Genomic DNA, 22,884 nt, shown 5'->3' on the forward strand with positions numbered 1-22,884 from the left:
GCGGCTGAAGCGGTCCTACGCGGGCAGACGCTGTCGGACGAGGGGCTGAGCGCTGGCCGGCGCCGACCGCCGTTTACGGCGTTCCCCGCGCTTGGACGAACCGGCCCGCTGCGCTAGGGTTGAGGGTATCGAGCAGCCAGGAGATCGCGTGCGCCTTCCCATCAGCCTGAAGATCTTCAGCATCACGACCGCACTCCTTGTGCTGATGGTCGCCGTCACCTGGCTCTCGGTGCTCAATTTCCGGCATCTCAACGGCCAGGTCCGCGCGCTTTCGGACTGGTACCTGCCGCTCGAGCAGCAGGTCGCGAGCGTCGAAATCCTGATCCGTCAGCAGATGGTGCACATGGAGCGGGTCATGGCCGGCATCGAAGCAGCGCGGCCCGACCCCGACTATCTGGCGCGGGAGTCGACCAGCTTCGATGCGCGCGGCGTCAACGCCGACCAGATCATCGATTCCTCGCTGCGCTTTCTCGCCGAGGCCGACGCCGAGAAGGCGATCGATCTCGACCGCGTGACGCTCGCCAAGCTGGCCGAGCAGTTGCCGGCGATCCAGACCGCGCGCCAGCAGTTCCACCGCACCTTCCGCCTGTTCCAGATCGAGGCCGAGGAAGGCACGCCGCGCTCGCAGAACCTCGTGCGCGACGCTCTGCTGCGCGAGAAGGACCGGGTCGACGTCGAGATCGGCAAGACCATCGAGCTCCTCGCCAAGCTCACGCAGGACACCGCTGCCGCGGCCAAGGCCGAGGAGGCGCGCGCGACCACGCTGAACTGGATCGTGACCGGCGTCGCCACCCTGCTGGGTCTCATCTTCGCGACCTTCGTCACGCGCTCGCTCGTCGACTCGGTCCGGCGCCTGGTAGGCGGCACCCAGGCCGTCGAAGCCGGCGACCTCGGCGTCGAGATCCGCGTGCGCACGCGCGACGAGATGGCGACGCTGGCAAGCTCGTTCAACCACATGGTCCTCGGCCTGCGCGAGAAGGAGCGCATCCGCGAAACCTTCGGCCAGTACGTCGACCCGCGCATCGTCAAGAGCCTGCTCGACAACCGCATCGCGGCGGACCGCGGGCAGCGCGAGGTCATGACCGTGTTCTTCTCCGACCTCGAAGGCTTCACGCGCATGTGCGAGGACCTCACGCCTGACGCGGCAGTCCGCTTCCTCAACCGCTACTTCGCGATGATGTCCGAGGTCATCCGCGGCCGTCAGGGCATCGTCGACAAGTACATCGGCGATTCCGTCATGGCGTTCTGGGGTCCGCCGTTCACCGACGCGAAAGGCCACGCGCAGCTCGGCTGCCTCGCCGCACTCGACCAGATGGCGAAGATGGACGCCTTCCGCGCCAGCCTGCCCGAGCTTTTCGGCGTCAAACACGGCCTGCCCGACGTCCAGGTGCGCATGGGCATCGCGAGCGGCGAGGTCACCGTCGGCAACATCGGCTCGGAAACCTCGCGCGGCTACACCGTCATCGGCGACACCGTGAACCTCGCCTCACGCCTCGAGCAGGCCAACAAGTTCTACGGCACGCGCATCCTCGTCAGCGAGGGCACGCGAAAGCTCGCCGGGGATGACTTCGCCGTCCGCGAAATCGACAGCCTGCGCGTCGCCGGCAAGCTGCAGCCCGTGCGTGTGTACGAATTGCTCGGCATGGCGAACGAATTGAGCGAAGCGAGCCGGCTGGCCGTCACGGCGTACGAAGCCGGGCTCGCTCGTTATCGTGCGGAAGACTGGACGGCGGCTGAAGCGGCGTTCAGGGAATGTCTGGCGAAGGCGCCGGGCGATCGGCCCAGTGCGGTGATGCTGGCGCGGGTCGAGGCGTTCAGGAAAGCACCGCCGGTGGCCGGGTGGAAGGGGGTCTGGGTGGCGGGGAGCAAGTGATCTTCTGATACTGAGGCCATCACGCTTCCTCCTGCGGATTCTTCATGCGGCCTGTTCCATCGCATGACATCGCGCTCGATCTGCGCGCCATGCTCGGCCAGGGCAATTTTCATGTCGTAGTCCGACTGCAGACCTAACCAGAATTCGATACTCGTGCCGAAGTAGCGCGCCAGCCGCAGAGCGGTGTCTGCAGACACGGCGCGGCGTTCGCGCGCGATGTCGTTGATGCGCGGTGCGGGGACGCGCAGGGCGTTGGCCAGCGCGTTGGCCGAGAGCCCCAGCGGAATCAGGAATTCCTCGCGGAGGATTTCGCCCGGGTGGATCGGGCGCATGCCGTTCATGATGGCCATTGTCGTCTCCTGTCAGTGGTAATCGACGATTTCCACGTCGTACGCGTTGCCGTTCTCGAACCGGAAGCAGATTCGCCATTGATCGTTGATGCGTATGCTCCAGCTTCCCTTCCTGTCGCCTTTGAACTTGGATCGACTATTGGGGCACGCCCTCGTCGCCGTGGCACGTACACCCCGGCTCGTTGCTCGTCGTGCTGTCGCAACACACAATCTTGCCGGCACGGCAGCCGCAGACGCCTTTGTGGGCCTTGCAGCAGTCGATCTGGGCGAGGCGGTCGCCCTTTGCACGGGCGAGGCAGGCTTCGGACGCGGCCGCTTGTGTAGCGAGCGCGGCAGGGGCGGGCGAGGTGTCGGCGAGGGCAGGCGCGCCGAGGCCGGCGGCGAATGCGAATGCGGCGAGCAGGGAAGTAATGCGCATGGGGGTCTCCTTGGGAGCGAATAGCCCGGTCACTATAGCGCCGCGGACGCCTTCGTATCCACACCCTTGAGCAGCATGCCGAGCAGGACGGCGGCGGCGACGAGGATGGCGGCCAATAGCGTGAATGCGCTCGGGTAGCCCGCGGCGCCGACCAGGAAGCCCGTGAGCACGGGGCCGATCGACTGGCCGACGTCCATGATGGTGCGCAGCACGCCCATCGACGAGCCGTAGCGGCCGTCGCGGGTCAGGTCCGCGACGAGCGCTGCGGTCGACGAGGTGACGGTGGCGAAGCCGAGGCCGAAGACGAGGCTCAGCACCGACAGCCCCGCGAAGCTCGGGAAATACGGCAGCAGCGCGACGCTTGCCGCGCCGATCATGAGGCCGGGCAGAATCACGCGGCGGCGTCCGAGCCGGTCGGACACTTTGCCCGCGATGGGCTTGGCGAAGACGATGCTGACGAGCTGCACGCCGAGGATCACGCCGATCTGCCATGCCGGGATGCCGAGCGACGACGCGAAGAGCGCGAGGAAGGCTTCGATCGCGCCGAACACGAGGTATTGCGCGGCTTCGACCAGGCTCACGAGCATGATGCCGCGATCGCGGAGGACCGTGGCGAGGCTGGTCCAGAACTTCGGCAATTCGATCTTCGTCGCGGCAGGAGGCGCATGGTCGCGCAGCGCGAGGCCGACGACGAGCGCGAGGACGCCGCTGATCGCGCAGGCGATGTAGACCGCGCCGAAGCTTCCGAGCGAGATCAGCGTGCCGCCGAGAAACGGCGCGACCGAGCGGCCGACGATCGTGACCGAGGAATACGTCGACAGCCGTTGTGCGCGGTCGGCCGTGTAGCGCTCGGCGATCGCGGCGCTCGCGACGGTGCCGAAGATTGCCGTGGCGAAGCCGTGGTAGAAGCGGACGGCCATGAGTTGCCAGGCCGTGCTGATGATCAGATAAAGAAAGGGCGCGGTGGCGAAAACGACCAGTGAGGCGAGCAGCACGCGGCGCTTGCCGAGCTGGTCCGAGAGCGCGCCTGCCGGGTAGCTGATCAGGATGCCGGGGATCGTCGAGGCCATGACGATCCAGCCGATTTCGGCAGGCGTCGCGTCGAGTGCCTGGGCGAACAGCGGCAGGACCGGTGTCTTCGACAGAGTCGAGCTGAAGATCGCGAGACCGCCGACCAGCGCGATGAGGACGAAGAAGGAGGGGCGTGCGGACTTCATGGGACGATGGGCGCGTGTTATTCCCGACTGTAGTGCGAAAACGCAGGGTATGCGAACAGACACGGAAATCGGCGGCGCGACGATGAGGGCGATGAAGACGGGCGCGCGTCCCGTTCTGTTCGGCGCGTTCGACCGCCACAATTTCGGCGATCTGTTGTTTCCCCATCTACTGGCGGCCCTGTTGCCGGATCAACGCTTCGTGTTTCGTGGGCTCGCCGCGCGCGACCTCCGCCGCTTCGGGGGTCATCGCGTCAGGCCACTGGCGTCGGGCTCGCCTCACCTCGTCCACGTCGGCGGTGAATTGCTGACCTGCAGCGCCTGGCAGGCGGCAGTGATGTTGCGCGACGCGGGCGAAACCGACGCGCTCGTTGCGCGCTACGACGCACACCCGGCCGACGCCGCGAAATGGGCGGCCGACCAGCTCGGTACGACGCGCACGATGCCTTACGTCGCGGGACGCGCCCTGCTTGCGCCAAAGGGAAAGCTGATTTTCAACGCCGTCGGCGGCGTCGAATGGCACGCGCTCACCCCCGGGCAGCGCGAAGAAGTGAAGAACGCGCTCGAGGCCGCGGACTGGCTGAGCGTGCGCGACCATGTGACGCAGGACGCGCTGCGGCGGGACGGGGTCGTCGCGACCCTCTGCCCCGACCCTGCCGTGATGCTGAGACAGTGCTTCGGCGCGAGGCTCGAGGCGCGTGCTCGCGGCGGCGCCGTGCGCGCCGTACGGGCGGCGTTTCCGCAGGGCTACCTCGCCTGCCAGTTCAGCGGCGACTTTGCCGACGAGGCGAGCCTCGACGCGCTCGCCGGGGGCCTTGGCGACGCAGCGGCGACAAGCGGGCTCGGCATCGTGCTGTTCCGTGCCGGCGCGGCGCCCTGGCACGATGACCTTGCCTTGTACGAGAAGGTGCGCGCGCGGCTGCCGCCGGGCCGTGGCCGGCTCTTCACCTCGCTGCATGTCTGGGACATCTGCGCGCTCATCGCAGCCAGCCGCGGAACCATTGCGAGCAGCTTGCACGCGCGCATCGCCGCGCTCGCCTTTGCCCTGCCGCGGGTCAGTCTGAGGAAGCCGCAAGCCGACTCGGGCCAGCCGGACAAGGTCGCCGCGTTCGCCGAAACCTGGGAGCCCGAGGGCTTGCCGCACGGCGTCGTCCCGGCCGAGATCGGCACCGCGACCGCGCGTGCGCTGGCAACGCCGGTCGGCGTCTTGCACGACAATACGGAGGCGGTTTGCGCCGCGTGCCGCGCGAGTGTCGCGCACTGGGCTGGCCTGCTGGGCGCGACGCGACTTGGGCAATAATCCCGGCATCGCAAAACGACCGGCGCTCCACATGACGATCGACACCCTGCCTCCCTCCGCGCTGCGCCTGACCATCGATCCCGCTTCGCTCGGGTTCGCCGACACCTCCGAACTGCAGGACGAGGCGCTTCCCTGGATCGGGCAAGCGCGCGCCGAGGCGGCCGCGACCTTCGGCCTGGGCATGGGCGCCCCCGACTACAACCTTTTCGTGCTCGGCGAGGTCGGCAGCGGCCGCTCGTCGCTGCTCAGGCAGGCGATGCACGCCGCGGCGGCGACGCGGCGCGTGCCGCCCGACCTCTGCTACCTCCACAACTTCGACGCGCCCGAGCGGCCGCTGGCCCTGCGTCTGCCTGCCGGCCAGGGACGGGCCCTGCGGCAACAACTGGCCGACGCGATCAGGACGCTGCAGAGCGACATTCCGCAGCGTCTCCAGGGGCCGGACTACAAGGCCGAGCGCGAGCGTATCGAGCAGGCCTGGAAGGACGAGGTCGCGCGCCACTATGCCGACCTCACGGCCTTCGCCGAGGCGCGCAGCTTTTCGCTCCATCGCGAGGGCGGCCGCATGGTGTTCACGCTGACCGGCAAGAAGGGGCAGGCGCTGACCGAGGACGAGGTGCTTGCGCTGCCGAAGGCGCGGCGCATCGCGGTCGAAGAGGCCGAGCAGGAACTGCGCGCGGAGATCAGTCGCTACATCGAGCAGACCCAGCCGCTGGAGCGGGCCATGAACGAGGCGCTCGCGCGCTCGCGCCGCCAGTTCGTGAAGCCGCTGGTTGCACGCGAACTGCAGGCGATCCGTAGCGAACTGAAAAAGCAGATAAAGGACGCGGCCAAGCTCAACGCCTGGCTCGACGCGCTCGAACAGGACCTGCTCGACAACCTCGAAGTGTTCGACGGCGACGAAGGCGATGACGGCGACGAGCAGGCGCCCGCGACGCCCGCTTCGGTGGTCGCGCGGTACCGCGTCAACCTCGTCGTCGACAACGGCGGTCTCGCGGGCGCGCCCGTCGTGGTCGAAGACAATCCCGTGCATCGCACGCTCTTCGGCAGCATCGAGTACCAGTCCGAGGCCGACGTGCTGATGACCGACTTCTCGCGCATCCGCGCCGGCAGCCTGTTGCAGGCGCACGGCGGCTTCCTGATGCTGCATCTGCGTGACGTGCTCGCCGACCCGTTAGTGTGGGAGCGTTTGCGCCGCTTCCTGCGCAGCGGGCGGCTGCAGATCGAGGAGCCGGGCGTGTCGCTCGCGCCGCTCGCCACGATGTCACTCGCGCCCGAGCCGGTCGACGTCGAGGTCAAGATCGTCCTGGTCGGTTCGCGCGAGCAGTACTACGCCCTGCAGGACGCGGCCCCGGAATTCATGCGGCACTTTCGGGCCAAGGTCGATTTCGCCGACAGTTTTCTCGCCCGCGACGAAACCCGCCGCGCGTCGGCGATTTTCGTCGCCCACGCCTGCCGCCAGCACGGGCTGCCGCATTTTTCTCCTGCCGCGGTTGCACGCCTGCTCGAGGAATCCCATCGCGAGGCGGACGACCAGGCGCGCGAGAGCGCGATCTTCGCCGCCACCGAGGCGCTCGTGCTCGAGAGCGCCGCGATTTGCCGGGCGCGCGGGCCGGGGCTCGTCCTCGCCGAAGACGTCGAAGTCGCCCTCGTCGCGCGCGCCGCACGCCACGACTATCCCGAGCAGCGCCTGCGCGAGTCGATCGCCGACGGCGACGTGCTGATCGCGCTGCGTGGCGCGGCGAGTGGCCAGATCAATGCGCTGACCCAGGTCGATCTCGGCGATGCCCGTTTCGGCCTGCCGGTGCGCGTGTCGGCGCGGACCTACGCCGGCGAGGACGGCGTGCTCAACATCGCGCGCGAGGTCGAGCTCTCGGGGCCGGTCCACGACAAGGGCGTGTTCATCCTGCAAAGCTATCTCGCCGCGCTGTTCGGCCACCTCGCGCCGCTCTCGCTCGACGCGTCGATCATTTTTGAACAGCAATATCAAGGGGTCGAAGGCGATTCCGCGTCGTGTGCCGAGTTCTATGCATTGGTCTCGGCGCTGTCGGGCGTCACGTTCAGCCAGGGTATCGCGGTCACCGGCGCGCTCAATCAGCACGGGGAGGTACTGCCGGTCGGCGGCATCAACGAAAAGATCGAGGGCTGGTTCCGGGTATGCGAGACCGCGGGCCTCGACGGCCGCCAGGGCGTGCTGATTCCGGCGCGCAACCGGCGCCATCTGATGCTCGCCCCGGCGGTCGTCGCCGCGGTCGCGGCCGGGCGGTTTCACGTGCATACGGCCGAGCACGTGCTCGACGGGCTTGCGCTGCTTTCCGGTCTCGCAGCCGGCGAAGCCGACGCGGCGGGACACTATCCGCACGACAGCGTCCTCGGGCGCGCCGAGGCGGCGCTGCGGGCCTTCCGTGAGGCGTGCGAGAAGGCGCGAGCGCATCGCCCGGAAGCACGGCGGAGCGGGCGGCGCTAGGGTCGGGCGCGCGTCGACAGCGGTGCTCAGGCTCGTCCCGCCGGTGGACTATAGTGAAAGTCGCCAATCCGTTTTGCGAAGGAGACGATCATGAAGGCGATACATCGGATGGAGCGCTTTCTCGATGAACACATGATCCCGTTCGACATCGTGGCACATCCCCATTCCCACACCAGCGTCGAGACCGCGCGCGCGGCCGAGGTGCCGGCGAACCGCGTCGTCAAGGGCGTGCTGCTCGACGGCTCCGGCTGTCAGATGGTCGCGATGGTGCCTGCCGACCAGGAGATCCGGCTCGGCAAGCTCGGGCTCGACAACGACATGGAATTCAGCCTCGCCGACGAGGCGAGCGTGAGCCGCTTGTTCAAGGAGTGCGAACCGGGCGTGGTGCCCGGATTGCCCAACGTCTGGGGCGTGGAAGTCGTGTGGGACGACGATCTCATGGAGCAGCCCGACCTGTATCTCGAAGGCGGCGACCACGAACGGCTTTTGCATGTCGAGACGCGCTACCTGCGCGAGTTGTTCGGCGACGCGGCGCACTGCCACTTCAGCCAGCCGCGCATGCAGCACGTCCAGGCCTGACGGACGCGGCGGAGGGCAGCGCACGCGGCAGCGCGGGCGCGATGGATCGACGTATGATGAACGCCGTAATCGCGCTTTCTCTCTCTCAACGTGAACCCGCCGCCCCCCTCCGACACGGCTTCGCCCAATCCGCACCGCCGGCTCGGTCGCGGCATGGCTTGGGCCGCGAGCCTTGCGACGCTCGCCGTGTTCTACGTCTATTTCGACGGTGCGCTGGCGCTTCGCAACGATCCCAACCGGGCGCTCGAAGTTGGCGCGAGCGGCGGATCCCTGAGCCTGAAGCGCGATCGGCAGGGGCACTACGTGTTCCCGGGAGCGATCAATGGGCAGCCAGTGGTGCTTCTGCTCGACACCGGCGCGACGCTCGTGACGGTTCCCGCGCATCTGGCAGACGAATTGGGCCTCGAGCCGGGTGCGACCCAGCGTTCGCAGACGGCGAACGGTGTCCTGCTCACCCGGGCGACGCGGCTCGACACGCTCGCTTTCGGACCGTTCCGGTTCCACGGCGTGGCCGCGAGCCTCAACCCGGGGATGTCCGGAGGGCAGGTGCTTCTGGGCATGAGCGCGCTCAAACATCTCGAATTCACCCAGCGCGGCGACACGCTGGTTCTGACGGCCGCCGAGGGCATTTGAAAAAACGCTTGGTGGCGTCGGACTTGTGTGATATCAATACGCCTATCTATTGGATTCAAGCTTTAAATTGCGGTACCTCTGGTAAGGCTTTTTCCTTGAAATTCGATTGATAGGGCATGTCGCCCAATTTTTTAGATAGATAGGAATGAAGATGGAAACGGGTACTGTCAAGTGGTTCAACGATGCAAAAGGTTTTGGTTTCATCACGCCCGACAACGGCGGTGAAGACCTCTTTGCGCATTTCTCCGCAATCAACGCCAACGGCTTCAAGTCCCTGCAGGAAAACCAGCGCGTCAGCTTCGAAGTGACGACTGGCCCCAAGGGCAAGCAGGCGTCGAACATCCAGGTCGTGTCGTAATCCTTCCGACCTGATGTGAAAAACCCCGGTTCGCCGGGGTTTTTTTATGGGTATTCCCGAAATTTACGGCCGTCGTGCGGTGTCCTACGCCGCGGTGTGCAGGAATTCGACCATGGCGCTCAAGGCCACCATCTACAAAGCCGACCTTCAGGTCGCCGACATGGACCGCCACGTCTACGGCGACCATGCGCTCACCCTTGCAAGACACCCCTCCGAGTCCGAGGAACGCATGATGGTGCGTGTCCTGGCCTATGCGCTCCACGCGCAGGACGGTATCGCGTTCACGAAGGGGCTGTTCGACGTCGACGAACCCGAGGTCTGGGTCAAGAACCTCGCCGGCGAGATCACGCTTTGGATAGACCTCGGTCAGCCTGACGAGGCGCGCATCCGCCGCGCGTGCAGCCGCGCCGCGCAGGTCGTCGTACTGTGCTACAGCAGCAGCTGCGAGGTCTGGTGGAAACAGATCGCCGGCAAGCTCGCGCGCTTCAGCAATCTGACTGTGCTGCAGCTCGCGGCCGATACCGCACAGGCGCTCGCCGGCCTCGCGACGCGCGGGATGCGCCTGCAATGCATGGTGCAGGACGGCGAAATCTGGCTCAACAGCGAGACCGAGAGCGTGGCGGTGAAGCTGACTGCGCTCATGTCGCCGCGCTGAGCCCTCATTTGGCGGACGGACAGTTCTCGACACACACCGTTTCGCTGACGCGCTGCCCGCCGCAGCCGAGGAAGCAGCTATCGTAGGCGGGCAGGCAGCCGCAATCGTCCTCGCACTGTTTCTTTTCCAGCTCGGCGCGTACGCTCTCGCGGGTCGGCATCACCGGCTCGGCGAACGGGGGCGGGAAGTAGGGGCCGGGCCAAGGATCCCACCAGTACGGCGGATAGTGGCGATAGGGATAGCTGTGCATCCAGTCGAAATGCAGCCGGATCTCGTAGCGGCGTAAGGCGGAAGCGTAACGCTTGAGCTCCAGCGCGTACTGCTCGAGCGCCTCGCCGTAACGCGCCTCCACCTGCGGCGCGACCGCCTTCGCACAGGCCTCGTAACGCGTCTTGCACGTCGTTTGGCACGCTGCCTGCGTCGCGTCGCAGCGCTCGACGCAGGCCCGGCCCGCTGCGTCCGGCGGCGGGATCAGCCGAAACGTCGTCTGGTACCGGGGGGTGGCGCACCCGCTCACGCCCGCGAGGAGGAGCAGGGCAGCCAGCAGGTTCGAAAAAGACACGCGCATCGCTCCATCCGTTCGCGGCTCGCTTTGCTCCCAGCATAGGCCGTTTTTATTCGGGCGGCGTCTTCAGGAAACGGGCTTCGAGTTCCTGCAGGTTGAGTTTCTGCAGGATCGCGCGCAGGCGTTCCGCCGCGTTTCTCGGCGCGGCGCCGGTGTGCGTCGCGACGATCAGTTCGTTCTTCAGCGAATGTTCCCAACCGACCAGCTCGGTGACCGTGACCTGGTAGCCGTGCGATTCGAGCTGCAGGCAGCGCAGCACGTTGGTGAGATGGCTGCCGAACTCGCGGGTGTGGAGGGGGTGGCGCCAGATCTCGGAGAGCGGCGTCTTGCCGAACGACGCGTTCTTGTTCTTGCGCAGGACCGCCGCGACCTCGGCCTGGCAACACGGCACGAGCACGATGTGGCGCGCCTTTTTCGCGAGCGCGAACTGGATCGCGTCGTCGGTCGCGGTATTGCAGGCGTGGAGCGCGGTGACGATGTCGACGGTCGGCGGCAGTTGCGCCGAGCCGATCGATTCGGCGACCGTCACGTCGAGGAAGGACATGCGCGGAAAGCCGAGGCGCGCGGCGAGCGCGCGCGATTTTTCGACGAGTTCGTCGCGCGTCTCGATGCCGAAAATGTGGGCGCCCTCGCGCTCCTTGAGGTAGAGGTCGTAGAGGATGAAGCCGAGGTAGGACTTGCCCGCGCCGTGGTCGGCGAGCGTGAGCCTACCCTGGCGGTCGAGCACCTCGTCGAGCAGCGGTTCGATGAAGTGGCACAGGTGATAGACCTGCTTGAGCTTGCGCCGGCTGTCCTGGTTGAGCCGGCCATCGCGCGTCAGGATGTGCAACTCCTTCAGGAGCTCGACCGACTGTCCGGGGCGTAACACCTCGGCCAGCGGGTCGGAGAAGACGGTTTTCTGGGCGCGGTCGGCGCGCGGGGCGGGGTGCTTCATGGCGGAAAGTCGATGGGCGAAGCGGCAGAGCGTAACAAAAAGCGGGCGTGCGCGAGGCGCCTTTTCCGGCGCGGGGCGCTTTCCGCGATAATGCCGCCCTCGCCGAAAGGGTCTCCGATGTCCATCGTCAACATCTCCTGCTACAAGTTCGTCACGCTCAACGACCGCGAGGCGCTCAAGGCAGACCTCGGCGCACGCTGCCTGCAACTCGGACTCAGGGGTACGATCCTGCTGGCGCCCGAGGGCATCAACGTTTTCCTCGCGGGTACGCGTGCGGCGATCGATGCGATCGTCGCCGGACTGCGCGCCGATCCGCGTTTCGCCGACCTCGAACCCAAGCTCAGCCTGTCGGCCGAAGCGCCGTTCACGCGCATGCGCGTGCGCCTGAAGAAGGAAATCATCACGATGAAGATGCCGGTCGTCCGCCCGGAAGAGGGCCGCGCGCCGGCCGTCGCGGCGGCGACGTTGAAGCGCTGGCTCGACCAGGGCTGCGACGACGAGGGCCGCCCGGTGGTCATGCTCGACACGCGCAACGATTATGAAGTGGCGGCGGGCAGCTTCGAAAACGCCGTCGACTACGGCATCGGCGTCTTCAGCGAATTCCCGCCCCAGCTCCAGCGCCGCCGCGACGACTACGCGGGGAAGACCGTGGTCTCGTTCTGCACCGGCGGCATCCGCTGCGAAAAGGCGGCGATCCACATGCAGGAAATCGGCGTCGAGCGCGTCTACCAGCTCGAAGGCGGGATCCTCAAGTACTTCGAAGAAGTCGGTGGTGCGCACTACCGCGGCGGGTGTTTCGTCTTCGACGCGCGCGAAGCGGTCGGCGCCGACCTGCAGCCGCTCGGCGGCCGCGTGCACTGCTGACGCGGGAACCGCCGCTCAGGCGAGTTCGCGTATCGACTGCATCGGCGGCAGGCGCGTGATGTGGCGCGTGGTCAGCCAGCCGCTCGCGCCGACGAGCAGCGCGCCGGCGGCCGGGAGCACGAGCCAGAGCCAGGGGTGCAGGCGCGGCGGCAGCTCGAACAGGCGGTCCCCGATCAGCGCCATCGCGGCCTCGGCGCAGGCGCTCGCGAGCAGGCCCGCGAGCACGCCGAGCACGATGAACTCGCTCCACAGCGCCTTCGCCAGATAGGCGCGCTCGGCGCCGAGCGTGCGCAAGAGCACCGCTTCCTGCTGCCGGGCATCGAGACTCGCGAGGAGCGTCGCGACGACGACCGCCATGCCGGCGGCGAGCAGAAACCCCAACAAGAGTTGGATCGCGCCGATGATCTGCGCGAAGACGGCCTCGATATTCGCGATGAGCTTGTCGAGCGCGAGCACCGTGACGCCGGGAAAGGATTTGACGAAGCCCGGCAGAGCCTGCTTCGCCGGGGGCGAGACGTAGACGCTCGCGATCGAACTCGCCGGGAAGGCGTCGAGCTGGCCAGGCGCGAAAATCACGAAGAAGTTGGGCTGCATCGAATCCCATTTCACGCTGCGGATGCTCGTGATGCGTGCCGCCAGCGTCTGGTCACCGATCTGGAAACCGAGCGCGTCGCCGAGCGCGAGTTGCAGGCGCTCGGCCATCCCCGACTCGACCGAGATCTCTGCGCCGCGCCGCTCGCCGTGCCAGCGCCCGTCGAGCACCTCGTTGTTCGCGGGCAGCGCCGCGGTCCAGGTCAGGTTGAGTTCGCGCCGCAGCGTGTTGCTGCTGCGCGCTTCGGGAGGCAGCGTCTCGGCGATGGGCGCGCCGTTTTTCGTGACCAGCCGGCCGCGTACCATCGGATAGATCGTCGACGCCCGCAGGTCATGCGCGGCGAGGTAGGACGCTACGGCGTCCTGCTCGTGCGGCGGGATGTTCACGAGGAAGTAATTCGGCGCCTGCGGCGGCAATTGCGCGCGCCAGCCGGCGACGAGGTCGCTGCGCACGAGCGCCAGCAGCGCGACCAGAAACAGCGCGAGCGTGAAGGCGCCGAGTTGCAGGCTGCTGTCGAAACGATGACGCAGGAGTTGCGCCAGGCCAAAGCGCAAGGGGCCCTGGGCGAGAAGCTGGACGCCGCGGCCGGCGAGCAGAGCGAGACGCGCCAGCAAGGCAAGCACGCCGGCCAGTGCGGCGAGCGCCGCAACGAAAACGCCGACGAGCCGGGCGTCGCCCGCGTAGCAGGCGATCAGCACGAGCAGCGCGCCCACGCTGGTCGTCGCGCTGATCCACGCCGACAGCGGCAGCGGCGGCAGGTCGCGCCGCAACACGCGCAGCGGCGGCACCCGGATCAGGCGCACGAGCGCGGGCAGGCTGGCGCCGGCCAGCGCGAGCAGCCCGCTCGCGATGGCCGCGCCGACCGGCGCCCAGCCGAGCGCCGGCAGGCGGGTGACGGCGTCCGGCAGCAGCATTCCGGCAAGCGCCTGCTGCATGAGCGCGCCGATTGCAACGCCGAGGAGGCTGCCCAGCAGTCCGAGCACGAGCAATTGCGTGACGTATAGCACGCGCAGCTGCCGGGTCGTCGCACCGAGGCAGCGCAGCAGCGCGGCCTGGTCGTAGTGGCGCAGCGCGTGGCGGCGCGCGGCGATCGCGATCGCCGCCACCGATAGCAGCAGGCTGATCAGCGCCGTGAGCTGGATGTAGCGATCGGCGTTCGCGAACGCGCCGCGCAGCGTCTCGACGCCTTCACGCGAACCGATCAGGCGCTGGGTGCTGTCGAGGCGCGGCTTGAGCGCGCGGGCGAAGGCCGCGAGCGCCGCGGGTTCGCCGGCGAACTGATAGACGTGGGTGACGCGGCTTCCCGGCTGCACGATGCGCGTTTGCGCGAGTTCGTCGGAGCGCAGGAACACGCGCGGCGCGAGTCCGAACACGCCGCCGAGCTGGCCCGGCTCTTCGACCACGACGCCGGCGATGCGAAATTCGGCTTCGCCGATGCGGACGCGATCGCCGACTTGCGCGTCGAGGAGCGGCAACAGCGCCTGATCGACGAACACGGCGCCCCGGGGCGGTAGCGCGGGGCGGGCGTTGCCTGGCGCGAAGGCGCGTTCGGCGATCCGCACGCTGCCGCGCAGCGGGTAGCGTGCGTCGACGGCGCGCACGGCGGCGAGCTGGAACGCGTCGCCGCGGCTGACCATGCTCGTGAAATCGAGCGCGGCCGAACGACGAAGCGCGTGGTCCGGCCACGCCTCGATGCGACGCGGGCTCGTGACGAGCAGGTCGGCGCCGAGAAAGCTCGCGCCCTGCTCGTTCATCGCGCGCTTCAGGCGGTCGCCGAGGAAGCCCGTCGTCGACACGCTGCCGACGCCGATGACCAGGGCGAGCAGCAACACGCGCCACTCGCCGCTGGCGGCGAAGCCTTTCTGCCTGCCCTCGCGGCGCAGCATCCACAGCCCGAGCCGAAGGAAATTCATGCCGCCTCCACTTCGCGCGCGCGGCCGGCGACGAGATGCAGACGGCGCTGGCAGCGGCTGGCGAGCGCGTCGTCGTGGGTGACGAGGATCAGGGTCGTGCGGGCCGAGGCGTTCAGTTCGAACAGCAGGTCGATGATGCGTGCGCCGGTTTCGGCGTCGAGATTGCCTGTCGGCTCGTCGGCGAACACGATCTCGGGGTCGGTCGCGAAGGCGCGTGCGATCGCGACGCGCTGCTGCTCGCCGCCCGAGAGCTGGCGCGGCGTGTGACCGGCGCGGCTGGCGAGGCCGACGCGGTCGAGCCACCGCCGCGCGCGCTCGGCCGCGTCGTCGCAAGCGGCCAGTTCCAGCGGCAGCAGCACGTTCTCGAAGGCGGTCAGCGCGGGCAGCAACTGAAAGGACTGGAAGACGAAGCCGACGCGGCCGGCGCGCAGGCGCGCGCGGGCATCCTCGTCGAGCGCGTTGATGCGCTGGCCGAGCAGCACGACGTCGCCCGACGAGGGGTGATCGAGCCCGGCGAGCAGGCCGAGCAGGGTCGATTTCCCCGAGCCCGAGGCACCGGTGATGGCCAGCGTCTCGCCGGCTTTGACGACGAAGTCGACTTCGCTGAGGATAGCGAGCGTACCGTCCGCGGTCGGCACGCGCTGGGACAGCGCGCGCGCGCTCACGATCGTGGCGGGGAACTGGGCGGGGTCGGCATGCGTCATCGAGGGGGTGTCGCGGAAGGAGGATGGATGGATTATCGCGTGTGGAGCTTGTTGTTGCTGTTGTTGCCCGGTTCGGCGGCGGCCGCCTCGTGCTCGCTGTTGATCCTCGGCGACAGCTTGAGTTCCGGCTACGGGCTCGCCGCGGGGCAGGGCTGGGTCGACCGGCTGCGGGCCCGCATGCGCGACGCGGCGCCCGACTGGCGCGTCGTCAACGCGAGCGTGAGCGGCGACACGACGCAGAACGGGTTGCAGCGGCTCGAACCGACGCTGCAGCGGCAGCGTCCCCAAGGGGTCGTGATCGAGCTCGGCGGCAACGACGCCTTGCGCGGCACGCCCCCCGCGCAGATCCGTCGCAATCTCGTCACGCTGGTGCGGCAGGCGAAGGCGAGCGGCGCCTGGGTGTTGCTGCTCGAGCCGCCGGTGTTGCCGAATTACGGCCGCGCCTACGCCGATGCGGTCGCCAGACTCGCGGCCGAGGTTGCGCGCAGTGAAAAGGTCACCCACGTGCCGTGCTTCGTCTGCGAGGTCGGCGTGAAGCCGGGGATGATGCAGCCCGACGGCATCCATCCGAACGAAAAAGGGCAGTCCGGCATGCTCGAGGCCGTCTGGCCCTACCTCCGTCCCAAGCTGGAGTGCCCCGGCAAATGAAGCGGCCCGTCGAGGGCTGCACGTGCGGGTCCGGCCGGCCCTACGAGGCCTGCTGCGGCCGCTATCATGCCGGCGAGCCGCCGGCCGATGCGGAGACCTTGATGCGCGCCCGCTACAGCGCCTACGTGCGCGGCCTCGAAGCCTATCTTCGCGCGAGCTGGCATGCCGCGACGCGGCCCCCGACCCTCGATCTCGACAGCACTCCGCGCCCGCAGTGGATCGGGCTCACAGTCGTCTCGCACGCCCCGCTCGACGCGACGCACGCGACCGTCGAATTCGTCGCGCGTTACAAGCTGAACGGCCGCGCGTTCAGGCTGCACGAGACGAGCCGCTTCGAACGCGTCAACGGCAACTGGCTCTACGTCGACGGCGAAATTCGGGAATGACGGCGCCCCTGCCCGGGGCGGAGACGCTCAGGCCGCGCTCAGCACCTCAGCGAGCTTCTGCGCTGAAATCGTCGTCGCCTGGGCGAATCCGCCGACGAAGCGGACCGACTCCGGCACGATCGCGAACAAGGAGAAGTCCGCAAAACCGAACAGATCCGCGCTCTCAGGAAAGCGCGTCAGGTAGGTCGCCTTCGCCTCGGTGTGGGCGTCGGTGCCATTCTCGTACTGGCTTGCCCGGCCTTGTATCGTGACTCGCGCCAACGCCTGGGGAAGCACGTCTGGCGCCGGCGGCGCGACGACGAGCAGGCTCACGGGTGGGCTTCGCAGCATGTCCTTCGTGTGCGCCGCGAGTTGGCTGACGTGAACGACGAAGCCGGTGCCGCCGGAAAGCGTCGCGAAGGGCACCATCGACACGTAAGGTCGGCCTTCGTGGAGCGTTCCGAGCGCGGCGACTTCTTGCGTGCGCAGGAGTTGGCGGAGCGTTTGGGCGGAGGCGGGATTCATGGGGGCATACTCGTGCGCGTTCGATCGGGAAGCCGATGCTAACGCGGACAAGGTTTCGGCGTCTGGACCGAACAAAGCCCGCATGGGCGGGCTTTGTTCGGGCTTCATTATGAAACGGTGGGGTGGATGATGGGACTCGAACCCACGACAACAGGAATCACAATCCTGGACTCTACCAACTGAGCTACATCCACCATTGTTGTCGTCGGCGTGGCCGACGACAAAAACTCTGGCCTGCCCGACAGGAATCGAACCTGTAACCCCCAGCTTAGAAGGCTGGTGCTCTATCCAGTTGAGCTACGGGCAGAGACTCTGTTCACTTTCGGGCACGACTGGGGTGGTCGGGGTGAGAGGATTCGAACCTCCGACATCCTGCTCCCAAAGCAGGCGCGCTACCGGGCTGCGCTACACCCCGAAATCCTGACGCGCAACATCCGGGCGCATTTCGGAGAGGCGAGACTATACCTTGGCCGATCAACCGGGTCAATTTTCGCTTGAGCAAAGTGGGCGGTTTCCGGGAAAATCCCCCTTTTGCTTCAGGGTCCTCTTGATGAGCGCACGCATTCTCGACGGCAAGGCGATGGCCGACACCATTCTCGCAGTGATCCACGACAAGGTGGCCGAGCGCGAGGTGCAGGGCAAACGCCGCCCGGGGCTTGCGGTGATCCTCGTCGGGGGCGATCCGGCGTCGGCGGTCTACGTGCGCAACAAGAAGCGCGCCTGCGAACGCGCCGGCGTCAACAGCGTGTCGCACGATCTGCCCGAGACGACGACCCAGCCGGAACTGCTCGCGCTGATTGACACGCTCAACAGCGATGCCGCGATCGACGGCATCCTCGTGCAGTTGCCGCTGCCCGTTCACATCGACGCCGAGACCGTGATCGAACGCATTCGGCCGGACAAGGACGTCGACGGCTTCCACCCCTACAACATCGGCCGCCTCGCGGTGAAGATGCCGACGCTGCGCCCGTCGACGCCGCGGGGCATCATGACCTTGCTGCGCGCGACCAACGAGGAGCTGCGCGGCAAGAACGCGGTCATGGTCGGCGCATCCAACATCGTCGGCCGACCGATGAGCCTCGAACTGCTTCTGGCCGGTTGCACGATCACGGTCTGCCACAGCGCGACGCGCGATCTGGAGAGCTTCGTTCGTTCGGCCGAAGTGCTGGTCGTCGGGGTCGGTCGCCCGCGCATGATCCCGGGCGACTGGGTGCGCGAGGGGGCGATCGTGATCGACGTCGGCATCAATCGCCTGGCCGACGGCAAGCTCGTCGGCGACGTCGATTTCGATACGGCGGTCGAACGCGCCGGGTGGATCACCCCGGTGCCGGGCGGGGTCGGGCCGATGACCGTCGCGACGCTGCTCGAAAACACGCTCGAAGCCGCGCTGATGCACAATCCCTAGGCGCTAGGCGCTAGGCGCTAGGCGCTAGGCGCTAGGCGCTAGGGGCTAGGGGCCAGGGGCTGGGGGTCAGGGGTGGCGCTAATTCGGCTTCGCTCCCTGAATTCTGATCCCTGCATCCTGACCCCTCATCACTGGCTGCGATGCAGCGTTTTGAGATAGGCGACGTCGACGCAGGGGCCGGGGAGGGCGGGGCCGGTCAGGCGGCGCGCCGGGGCCTCGGGCTCGCCGAGATCGGAGAGCACGGCGGCCGCGCCGCTGAAATCGTGGTCGAGCGTGTAGTCGTTGACCGTCACGAGGGTTTTGAGTCCGGCGCCGAGGCTCGCGCGCAGGCCGTTCTCCGAGTCCTCGAACGCGAGGCAGTCCGCGGCCGCAAGCCCCATCGCCTCCAACGCGTAGTGATAGATGTCGGGGGCGGGCTTCTTCGCGGGGACGACGTCGCCGGCGGCGATCACCTCGAACCACTCCTGGGTGCCCGGGCCGAGGCTGTGTTCGAGCAGAACGGTGACGTTTTCCGGCGTCGTCGTCGTCGCGATCGCAAGGCGCAGGCCTGCGGCGCGCGCCTCCTCGAGCAGGCGCCGGACGCCGGGGCGCATGGGAATACCACCACGAGCGGCGAGGTCGGCGTAGATACGTGTTTTGGCCTGATGCAGTTTCGCGACCATTTCGTCGAAATTGTCCGGCCGCCGATAGTCGGGGCGGAAGGCTTCGATGTAGTGTTTCATCCGCTCTTTTCCGCCGGTGACGGCGAGCAGTTTGCCGTACAGATCCACGTCCCACTGCCAGTCGAGTCCGGCGTCGGCGAAGGCTTGATTGAAGGCCGGCCGGTGGCCGTCCCGTTCGGTATCGGCAAGGGTGCCGTCCACGTCGAATAATAGGGCGCGTAATGTCATTTCGGGTTGCGGCAGGAATGCGATTCTGATATTAAGTCGGGGTTGGGCTTGCCCCGGAACTGTGAATTTTCGAAGAGAACGAGATGGCTGAAACTTTGATGCGCTTTGAGCCCTACAAGGCCAAAAAGGGCGAAGAATACATGAACGCGAAGCAGCTCGAGCATTTTCGCAAAATGCTCGACGCCTGGAAAGCCGAGCTCTCGCAGGACATCGACACGACACTGCATTCGATGCAGGACGAGCAGACCGTTTTTGCCGATCCCAACGATCGCGCGACGCAGGAATCGGACATGGCGCTCGAGCTGCGCAACCGCGATCGCGAGCGCAAGCTGATCAAGAAGATCAACGAAACCATCGGCAAGATCGACGCCGGGGACTACGGTTATTGCGAGTCGTGCGGCGTCGAAATCGGCCTCGACCGCCTGCAGGCGCGACCGACCGCGACGCTGTGCATCGACTGCAAGACGCTCGAGGAAATCCGCGAGCGCCAGGTCGCCAAATAACAGACACCTCATATCCCGGACGACGCCGATGGCCGATAACAGTGAATTCGACCGTTACTACAACGGCCTTTTGTACAGCGTGATGCGCTGGGAGCAGTTGACGGCGTTCTGGGAGAAAGTCGACACTTCGGCCGGATGGTATCTCTACGCGGTCGGACAGGAAGTGCCGCAGGCGCCTTCGGACGGCGACACGGTGCAGCGCTTCATGCGTGAACTGGACGGGCTTTTGCGGCGCGAGCACCACGAGGACTATTGCGCGATCGTCTACGCCGACGATCTCGAGGCGCCGAACTTCGTGAAGATCTACGACCCCAACCACCTCGGCAGTTCGTGCGGTTCAAGTGCCACCAAGTCGTCGGTGCTGCCGGGCTGGCTCATGAGCAGGACGCCACCGCGCGAACTCAAGGTCGGCGGCGTCGTCACCGGGCAACGCAAGCGCTGGTGGCAGAGTTTTCTCGGCGAAGTGGTCTGACGCCAGCCGAATCCAAAAAAAACGCGCCCTGAGGCGCGTTTTTTTTTGTTCGCGGCGTGCGCTTGCGGCGCACGCAGTCCACTCAGCTCGCGTGTTCTTCGCCGCCGCTCGTCGGCGCGGGGGCTTCGAGCAAGGCCTTCATCGACAGGCGCAGGCGGCCTTTCTCGTCGGCCTCGAGAATCTTCACGCGCACGACCTGGCCTTCCTTGAGGTAGTCGCCGATCGTATTGACGCGCTCGTGGGCGATCTGCGAGATGTGCAGCAGGCCGTCGCGTCCCGGCAGCACGTTGACGATCGCGCCGAAGTCGAGCAGCTTGATGACCGGGCCCTCGTAGACCTTGCCGACTTCGACCTCGGCGGTGATTTCCTCGATGCGCTTCTTCGCGAGTTCGCCGGCCTCCATGCTGGTACAGGCGATCTTTACGCTGCCGTCTTCCTGGATGTCGATCTGGGTGCCGGTTTCCTCGGTCAGCGCGCGGATCACGGCGCCGCCCTTGCCGATCACGTCGCGGATCTTCTCGGGATTGATCTTCATCGCGATGATGCGCGGCGCGTAGGCCGACATCTCATGGGTCTCGGAGACCGACGCCTTCATGATGCCGAGGATGTGCATGCGGCCTTCCTTCGCCTGGGTGAGCGCGGCCTGCATGATCTCCTTGGTGATGCCCGTGATCTTGATGTCCATCTGCAGCGCGGTCACGCCGTTTTCGGTGCCCGCGACCTTGAAGTCCATGTCGCCGAGGTGGTCTTCGTCGCCGAGAATGTCCGTCAGCACGGCGAAGCGGTTGCCTTCCTTGATCAGGCCCATGGCGATGCCGGCGACGTGCGCCTTGAGCGGCGCGCCGGCGTCCATCAGCGAGAGGCAGCCGCCGCACACCGAGGCCATCGACGACGAGCCGTTCGATTCGGTGATTTCGGAGACCACGCGCATGGTGTAGCCGAATTCTTCCTTGCTCGGCAGCACCGCCAGCAGCGCGCGCTTGGCGAGCCGGCCGTGGCCGATCTCGCGACGCTTGGGCGAGCCGACGCGGCCGGTTTCGCCGGTCGCATAGGGCGGCATGTTGTAGTGCAGCATGAAGCGGTCGGAGTAGCTGCCCTCGAGTGCGTCGATGGTCTGCTCGTCGCGGCCCGTGCCGAGCGTCGTCACGACCAGGGCCTGCGTTTCACCGCGCGTGAACAGCGCCGAGCCGTGGGCGCGCGGCAGCACGCCGGTACGGATCGTGATCGGGCGCACGGTGCGGGTGTCGCGGCCGTCGATGCGCGGCTGGCCCGAGAGGATGCGGTTGCGCACGACGCCGGCTTCGAGGCGGTGGAACGCGTCCTTGACGTGGTTGGCCGCCACCGTGTCCATGTCGGCCGTGATGAGTTCGGCGAAGGCCTTGCTGCGCACCTCGTCGACGGCGGCCATGCGTGCCCGCTTCTGCTTGATGTTGTAGGCCTGTTGCAGGCCGTCTTCGGCGAGCGCCTTGAGGCGGTCGACCATCGCCGTGTCTTCGGCCGGCGGCGCCCAGTCCCAGGCGTCGGCGCCGGCTTCGTCGGCCAGCTCGTTGATCGCGTTGATCGCGGCCTGCATCTGCGTGTGGCCGAAGACGACAGCGCCGAGCATGATGTCCTCGGGCAGTTCCATGGCCTCGGATTCAACCATCAGCACGGCGCTTTCGGTGCCGGCGACGACGAGGTCGAGCGCGGAATCCTTGAGTTCGGCGTTGGTCGGGTTGAGCACGTATTCGCCGTTGATGAAGCCGACGCGCGCCGCGCCGACCGGGCCGTCGAACGGCAGGCCGGAGAGCGAGAGCGCGGCCGAAGCGCCGATCAGCGCGGGGATGTCGGCGCTGACTTCGGGATTCGACGACATCACCGTCGCGATGATCTGCACTTCGTTGAAGAAGCCTTCGGGGAAGAGCGGGCGGATCGGGCGGTCGATCAGGCGGGAGATCAGCGTTTCACCTTCCGACGGCCGGCTTTCGCGCTTGAGAAATCCCCCGGGGATGCGGCCGGCGGCGTAGGTCTTTTCCTGGTAGTCGACGGTCAGCGGGAAGAAATCCTGGCCGGGCTTGACTTCGTTCTTGGCGACCACGGTCACGAGCACCATCGTGTCGTCCATGTTGACGACGACGGCGCCGGACGCCTGACGCGCGATTTCGCCGGTTTCCAGCGTGACTTGGTGGCGACCGTAGGTAAACGTTTTCTTGATAGCGCTCACACGAGTTCCTTTCAAAGCAAAAACGCCCCGCAGAAGCGGGGCGTGGGAAATTCAAGGGGCAACAGGCCCCGTCCACTGTGCCGGTGCAGCAGGACGCGCGTGGGTCACAGTGGCCGTTCCGGGTTTACTTGCGCAGACCGAGACGTTCGATCAGCGTCTTGTAGCTTTCGAGGTTGGTGCGCTTGAGGTAGTCGAGCAGCTTGCGGCGGCGGCTGACCATCTTCAGCAGACCGCGACGCGAGTGGTGGTCCTTGATGTTGGCCTTGAAGTGGCCGGTCAGGTCGTTGATGCGTGCGGTCAGCAGCGCGACCTGCACTTCGGGCGAGCCGGTGTCGGCGGCGGCACGCTGGTAATCCTGGACGATTTGCGCTTTCTGCGCGACGGTGACAGCCATGGTGTACTCCTTAGAAATCGCGTGGCCTGCGGCTGAGCGGGACACGTTCGTGGGAAACGGCGC

24 protein-coding genes, 3 tRNA genes and 1 pseudogene are annotated in these 22,884 nt (G+C 67.1%); 13 read left to right on the forward strand and 15 right to left on the reverse strand.

All coding sequences use genetic code 11. The features are described from left to right. The first annotated feature begins 148 nt into the window (after positions 1 to 148). Positions 149 to 1,873: an adenylate/guanylate cyclase domain-containing protein gene (locus tag TBD_RS03395; protein WP_049750206.1), complete on the forward strand. Its 1,725-nt coding sequence runs from the start codon at positions 149 to 151 to the stop codon at positions 1,871 to 1,873. Between the two features lie 113 nt (positions 1,874 to 1,986). On the opposite strand, the pseudogene TBD_RS14455 reads toward TBD_RS03395, so the two are convergent. The 4 genes and pseudogenes from TBD_RS14455 to TBD_RS03405 form a co-directional block, all read right to left on the reverse strand. Further along, positions 1,987 to 2,223 (reverse strand): annotated as a pseudogene (locus TBD_RS14455) (HigA family addiction module antitoxin); the annotation flags it as partial. A gap of 12 nt (positions 2,224 to 2,235) precedes the next feature. Continuing rightward, the gene (locus TBD_RS15285) at positions 2,236 to 2,445 is read right to left on the reverse strand and encodes a type II toxin-antitoxin system RelE/ParE family toxin (RefSeq protein WP_425314937.1); all 210 of its coding nucleotides are present in this window, start codon (positions 2,443 to 2,445) and stop codon (positions 2,236 to 2,238) included. Further along, positions 2,360 to 2,641, reverse strand: coding sequence for a hypothetical protein (locus TBD_RS15085; protein ID WP_041432311.1), 282 nt, complete (start codon positions 2,639 to 2,641; stop codon positions 2,360 to 2,362). Before TBD_RS15085 ends, TBD_RS15285 begins: the two co-directional genes overlap by 86 nt. 32 nt (positions 2,642 to 2,673) lie before the next feature. Continuing rightward, entirely contained in the window at positions 2,674 to 3,858 is a 1,185-nt protein-coding gene (locus TBD_RS03405; RefSeq protein WP_011311186.1) for an MFS transporter, read from the reverse strand. A gap of 49 nt (positions 3,859 to 3,907) precedes the next feature. Here TBD_RS03405 and TBD_RS03410 point away from each other — a divergent pair, with 49 nt between their 5' ends. From TBD_RS03410 to TBD_RS03435, 6 genes are all read left to right on the forward strand, one after another. After that, a complete protein-coding gene (locus tag TBD_RS03410) occupies positions 3,908 to 5,155 on the forward strand; it encodes a polysaccharide pyruvyl transferase family protein (protein ID WP_238376491.1) in 1,248 nt (415 codons plus the stop codon). A 31-nt stretch (positions 5,156 to 5,186) separates the two neighbouring features. Further along, positions 5,187 to 7,619 carry a Lon protease family protein gene (locus TBD_RS03415; protein WP_011311188.1) on the forward strand — a complete coding sequence of 811 codons (2,433 nt, stop codon included), beginning with the start codon at positions 5,187 to 5,189 and terminating at the stop codon, positions 7,617 to 7,619. Positions 7,620 to 7,709: 90 nt separating this feature from the next. Continuing rightward, positions 7,710 to 8,198 (forward strand): aminoacyl-tRNA deacylase, encoded by a 489-nt coding sequence (locus TBD_RS03420; RefSeq protein WP_011311189.1) that lies wholly within the window; start codon positions 7,710 to 7,712, stop codon positions 8,196 to 8,198. Between the two features lie 90 nt (positions 8,199 to 8,288). After that, on the forward strand, positions 8,289 to 8,831 hold the full coding sequence (locus TBD_RS03425; protein WP_011311190.1) for a retropepsin-like aspartic protease family protein: 543 nt from the start codon (positions 8,289 to 8,291) through the stop codon (positions 8,829 to 8,831). A gap of 151 nt (positions 8,832 to 8,982) precedes the next feature. Beyond that, a complete protein-coding gene (locus TBD_RS03430; protein WP_011311191.1) occupies positions 8,983 to 9,189 on the forward strand; it encodes a cold-shock protein in 207 nt (68 codons plus the stop codon). Between the two features lie 112 nt (positions 9,190 to 9,301). Further along, complete coding sequence (locus tag TBD_RS03435; protein ID WP_041432313.1) at positions 9,302 to 9,844, forward strand: YaeQ family protein; 543 nt, start codon at positions 9,302 to 9,304, stop codon at positions 9,842 to 9,844. 4 nt (positions 9,845 to 9,848) lie between these two features. On the opposite strand, the gene TBD_RS03440 is transcribed toward TBD_RS03435, so the two are convergent. Together TBD_RS03440 and TBD_RS03445 are read right to left on the reverse strand one after the other, a co-directional pair. After that, positions 9,849 to 10,412, reverse strand: coding sequence for a hypothetical protein (locus TBD_RS03440; RefSeq protein WP_041432314.1), 564 nt, complete (start codon positions 10,410 to 10,412; stop codon positions 9,849 to 9,851). Positions 10,413 to 10,458: 46 nt separating this feature from the next. Then, a complete protein-coding gene (locus TBD_RS03445) occupies positions 10,459 to 11,343 on the reverse strand; it encodes a class I SAM-dependent methyltransferase (RefSeq protein WP_011311194.1) in 885 nt (294 codons plus the stop codon). A gap of 117 nt (positions 11,344 to 11,460) precedes the next feature. Between TBD_RS03445 and TBD_RS03450 the strand changes: the two genes are divergently transcribed. Beyond that, a complete protein-coding gene (locus TBD_RS03450) occupies positions 11,461 to 12,207 on the forward strand; it encodes a sulfurtransferase (protein ID WP_011311195.1) in 747 nt (248 codons plus the stop codon). A gap of 15 nt (positions 12,208 to 12,222) precedes the next feature. On the opposite strand, the gene TBD_RS03455 is transcribed toward TBD_RS03450, so the two are convergent. Together TBD_RS03455 and TBD_RS03460 are read right to left on the reverse strand one after the other, a co-directional pair. Continuing rightward, the gene (locus tag TBD_RS03455) at positions 12,223 to 14,712 is read right to left on the reverse strand and encodes an ABC transporter permease (RefSeq protein WP_011311196.1); all 2,490 of its coding nucleotides are present in this window, start codon (positions 14,710 to 14,712) and stop codon (positions 12,223 to 12,225) included. Continuing rightward, positions 14,709 to 15,416, reverse strand: coding sequence for an ABC transporter ATP-binding protein (locus TBD_RS03460; protein WP_011311197.1), 708 nt, complete (start codon positions 15,414 to 15,416; stop codon positions 14,709 to 14,711). The genes TBD_RS03455 and TBD_RS03460 overlap by 4 nt, the downstream gene beginning before the upstream one ends. A gap of 27 nt (positions 15,417 to 15,443) precedes the next feature. Between TBD_RS03460 and TBD_RS03465 the strand changes: the two genes are divergently transcribed. Both TBD_RS03465 and TBD_RS03470 read left to right on the forward strand, forming a co-directional pair. After that, positions 15,444 to 16,064, forward strand: coding sequence for an arylesterase (locus TBD_RS03465; RefSeq protein WP_011311198.1), 621 nt, complete (start codon positions 15,444 to 15,446; stop codon positions 16,062 to 16,064). Next, positions 16,061 to 16,450: a YchJ family protein gene (locus TBD_RS03470; RefSeq protein ID WP_011311199.1), complete on the forward strand. Its 390-nt coding sequence runs from the start codon at positions 16,061 to 16,063 to the stop codon at positions 16,448 to 16,450. The genes TBD_RS03465 and TBD_RS03470 overlap by 4 nt, the downstream gene beginning before the upstream one ends. Before the next feature lie 27 nt (positions 16,451 to 16,477). Here TBD_RS03470 and TBD_RS03475 read toward each other — a convergent pair whose 3' ends face one another. The 4 genes from TBD_RS03475 to TBD_RS03490 form a co-directional block, all read right to left on the reverse strand. Next, positions 16,478 to 16,954 (reverse strand): HugZ family protein, encoded by a 477-nt coding sequence (locus TBD_RS03475; protein ID WP_041432316.1) that lies wholly within the window; start codon positions 16,952 to 16,954, stop codon positions 16,478 to 16,480. 118 nt (positions 16,955 to 17,072) lie between these two features. Next, positions 17,073 to 17,148 (reverse strand) — tRNA-His (locus TBD_RS03480). Between the two features lie 36 nt (positions 17,149 to 17,184). Then, positions 17,185 to 17,261, reverse strand: a tRNA-Arg gene (locus TBD_RS03485). Between the two features lie 31 nt (positions 17,262 to 17,292). After that, positions 17,293 to 17,369: transfer RNA gene (locus TBD_RS03490), tRNA-Pro, on the reverse strand. A gap of 135 nt (positions 17,370 to 17,504) precedes the next feature. On the opposite strand from TBD_RS03490, the gene folD reads away from it, so the two are divergent. Further along, entirely contained in the window at positions 17,505 to 18,359 is an 855-nt protein-coding gene (gene folD, locus TBD_RS03495) for a bifunctional methylenetetrahydrofolate dehydrogenase/methenyltetrahydrofolate cyclohydrolase FolD (protein WP_011311201.1), read from the forward strand. A 128-nt stretch (positions 18,360 to 18,487) separates the two neighbouring features. Here the strand turns inward: folD and TBD_RS03500 are convergent, their stop codons facing one another. Then, complete coding sequence (locus tag TBD_RS03500) at positions 18,488 to 19,249, reverse strand: HAD family hydrolase (protein WP_011311202.1); 762 nt, start codon at positions 19,247 to 19,249, stop codon at positions 18,488 to 18,490. Between the two features lie 83 nt (positions 19,250 to 19,332). On the opposite strand from TBD_RS03500, the gene dksA reads away from it, so the two are divergent. Next, on the forward strand, positions 19,333 to 19,752 hold the full coding sequence (dksA, locus tag TBD_RS03505; RefSeq protein ID WP_011311203.1) for an RNA polymerase-binding protein DksA: 420 nt from the start codon (positions 19,333 to 19,335) through the stop codon (positions 19,750 to 19,752). A gap of 28 nt (positions 19,753 to 19,780) precedes the next feature. Next, the gene (locus TBD_RS03510; protein ID WP_011311204.1) at positions 19,781 to 20,224 is read left to right on the forward strand and encodes a hypothetical protein; all 444 of its coding nucleotides are present in this window, start codon (positions 19,781 to 19,783) and stop codon (positions 20,222 to 20,224) included. Positions 20,225 to 20,306: 82 nt separating this feature from the next. Here the strand turns inward: TBD_RS03510 and pnp are convergent, their stop codons facing one another. Beyond that, a complete protein-coding gene (pnp, locus tag TBD_RS03515) occupies positions 20,307 to 22,427 on the reverse strand; it encodes a polyribonucleotide nucleotidyltransferase (protein ID WP_011311205.1) in 2,121 nt (706 codons plus the stop codon). A gap of 124 nt (positions 22,428 to 22,551) precedes the next feature. Continuing rightward, complete coding sequence (gene rpsO / locus TBD_RS03520; protein ID WP_011311206.1) at positions 22,552 to 22,821, reverse strand: 30S ribosomal protein S15; 270 nt, start codon at positions 22,819 to 22,821, stop codon at positions 22,552 to 22,554. Positions 22,822 to 22,884 lie beyond the last annotated feature (63 nt).

The sequence above is a fragment of the Thiobacillus denitrificans ATCC 25259 genome (assembly GCF_000012745.1).
Classification (GTDB): Bacteria; Pseudomonadota; Gammaproteobacteria; order Burkholderiales; family Thiobacillaceae; genus Thiobacillus; species Thiobacillus denitrificans_B.

Coding starts and splice junctions, on each gene's coding strand:
- TBD_RS03460 (WP_011311197.1), bottom strand. CDS start 15,416: ATGACGCATGCCGACCCCGCCCAGTTCCCCGCCACGATCGTGAGCGCG.
- folD (WP_011311201.1), top strand. CDS start 17,505: ATGAGCGCACGCATTCTCGACGGCAAGGCGATGGCCGACACCATTCTC.
- TBD_RS03510 (WP_011311204.1), top strand. CDS start 19,781: ATGGCCGATAACAGTGAATTCGACCGTTACTACAACGGCCTTTTGTAC.
- TBD_RS03465 (WP_011311198.1), top strand. CDS start 15,444: ATGGATTATCGCGTGTGGAGCTTGTTGTTGCTGTTGTTGCCCGGTTCG.
- TBD_RS03420 (WP_011311189.1), top strand. CDS start 7,710: ATGAAGGCGATACATCGGATGGAGCGCTTTCTCGATGAACACATGATC.
- rpsO (WP_011311206.1), bottom strand. CDS start 22,821: ATGGCTGTCACCGTCGCGCAGAAAGCGCAAATCGTCCAGGATTACCAG.
- dksA (WP_011311203.1), top strand. CDS start 19,333: ATGGCTGAAACTTTGATGCGCTTTGAGCCCTACAAGGCCAAAAAGGGC.
- TBD_RS03455 (WP_011311196.1), bottom strand. CDS start 14,712: ATGAATTTCCTTCGGCTCGGGCTGTGGATGCTGCGCCGCGAGGGCAGG.
- TBD_RS03410 (WP_238376491.1), top strand. CDS start 3,908: ATGCGAACAGACACGGAAATCGGCGGCGCGACGATGAGGGCGATGAAG.
- TBD_RS03435 (WP_041432313.1), top strand. CDS start 9,302: ATGGCGCTCAAGGCCACCATCTACAAAGCCGACCTTCAGGTCGCCGAC.
- TBD_RS03475 (WP_041432316.1), bottom strand. CDS start 16,954: ATGAATCCCGCCTCCGCCCAAACGCTCCGCCAACTCCTGCGCACGCAA.
- TBD_RS03440 (WP_041432314.1), bottom strand. CDS start 10,412: ATGCGCGTGTCTTTTTCGAACCTGCTGGCTGCCCTGCTCCTCCTCGCG.
- TBD_RS03500 (WP_011311202.1), bottom strand. CDS start 19,249: ATGACATTACGCGCCCTATTATTCGACGTGGACGGCACCCTTGCCGAT.
- TBD_RS03445 (WP_011311194.1), bottom strand. CDS start 11,343: ATGAAGCACCCCGCCCCGCGCGCCGACCGCGCCCAGAAAACCGTCTTC.
- TBD_RS15085 (WP_041432311.1), bottom strand. CDS start 2,641: ATGCGCATTACTTCCCTGCTCGCCGCATTCGCATTCGCCGCCGGCCTC.
- TBD_RS03450 (WP_011311195.1), top strand. CDS start 11,461: ATGTCCATCGTCAACATCTCCTGCTACAAGTTCGTCACGCTCAACGAC.
- TBD_RS03430 (WP_011311191.1), top strand. CDS start 8,983: ATGGAAACGGGTACTGTCAAGTGGTTCAACGATGCAAAAGGTTTTGGT.
- TBD_RS03405 (WP_011311186.1), bottom strand. CDS start 3,858: ATGAAGTCCGCACGCCCCTCCTTCTTCGTCCTCATCGCGCTGGTCGGC.
- TBD_RS03415 (WP_011311188.1), top strand. CDS start 5,187: ATGACGATCGACACCCTGCCTCCCTCCGCGCTGCGCCTGACCATCGAT.
- TBD_RS03470 (WP_011311199.1), top strand. CDS start 16,061: ATGAAGCGGCCCGTCGAGGGCTGCACGTGCGGGTCCGGCCGGCCCTAC.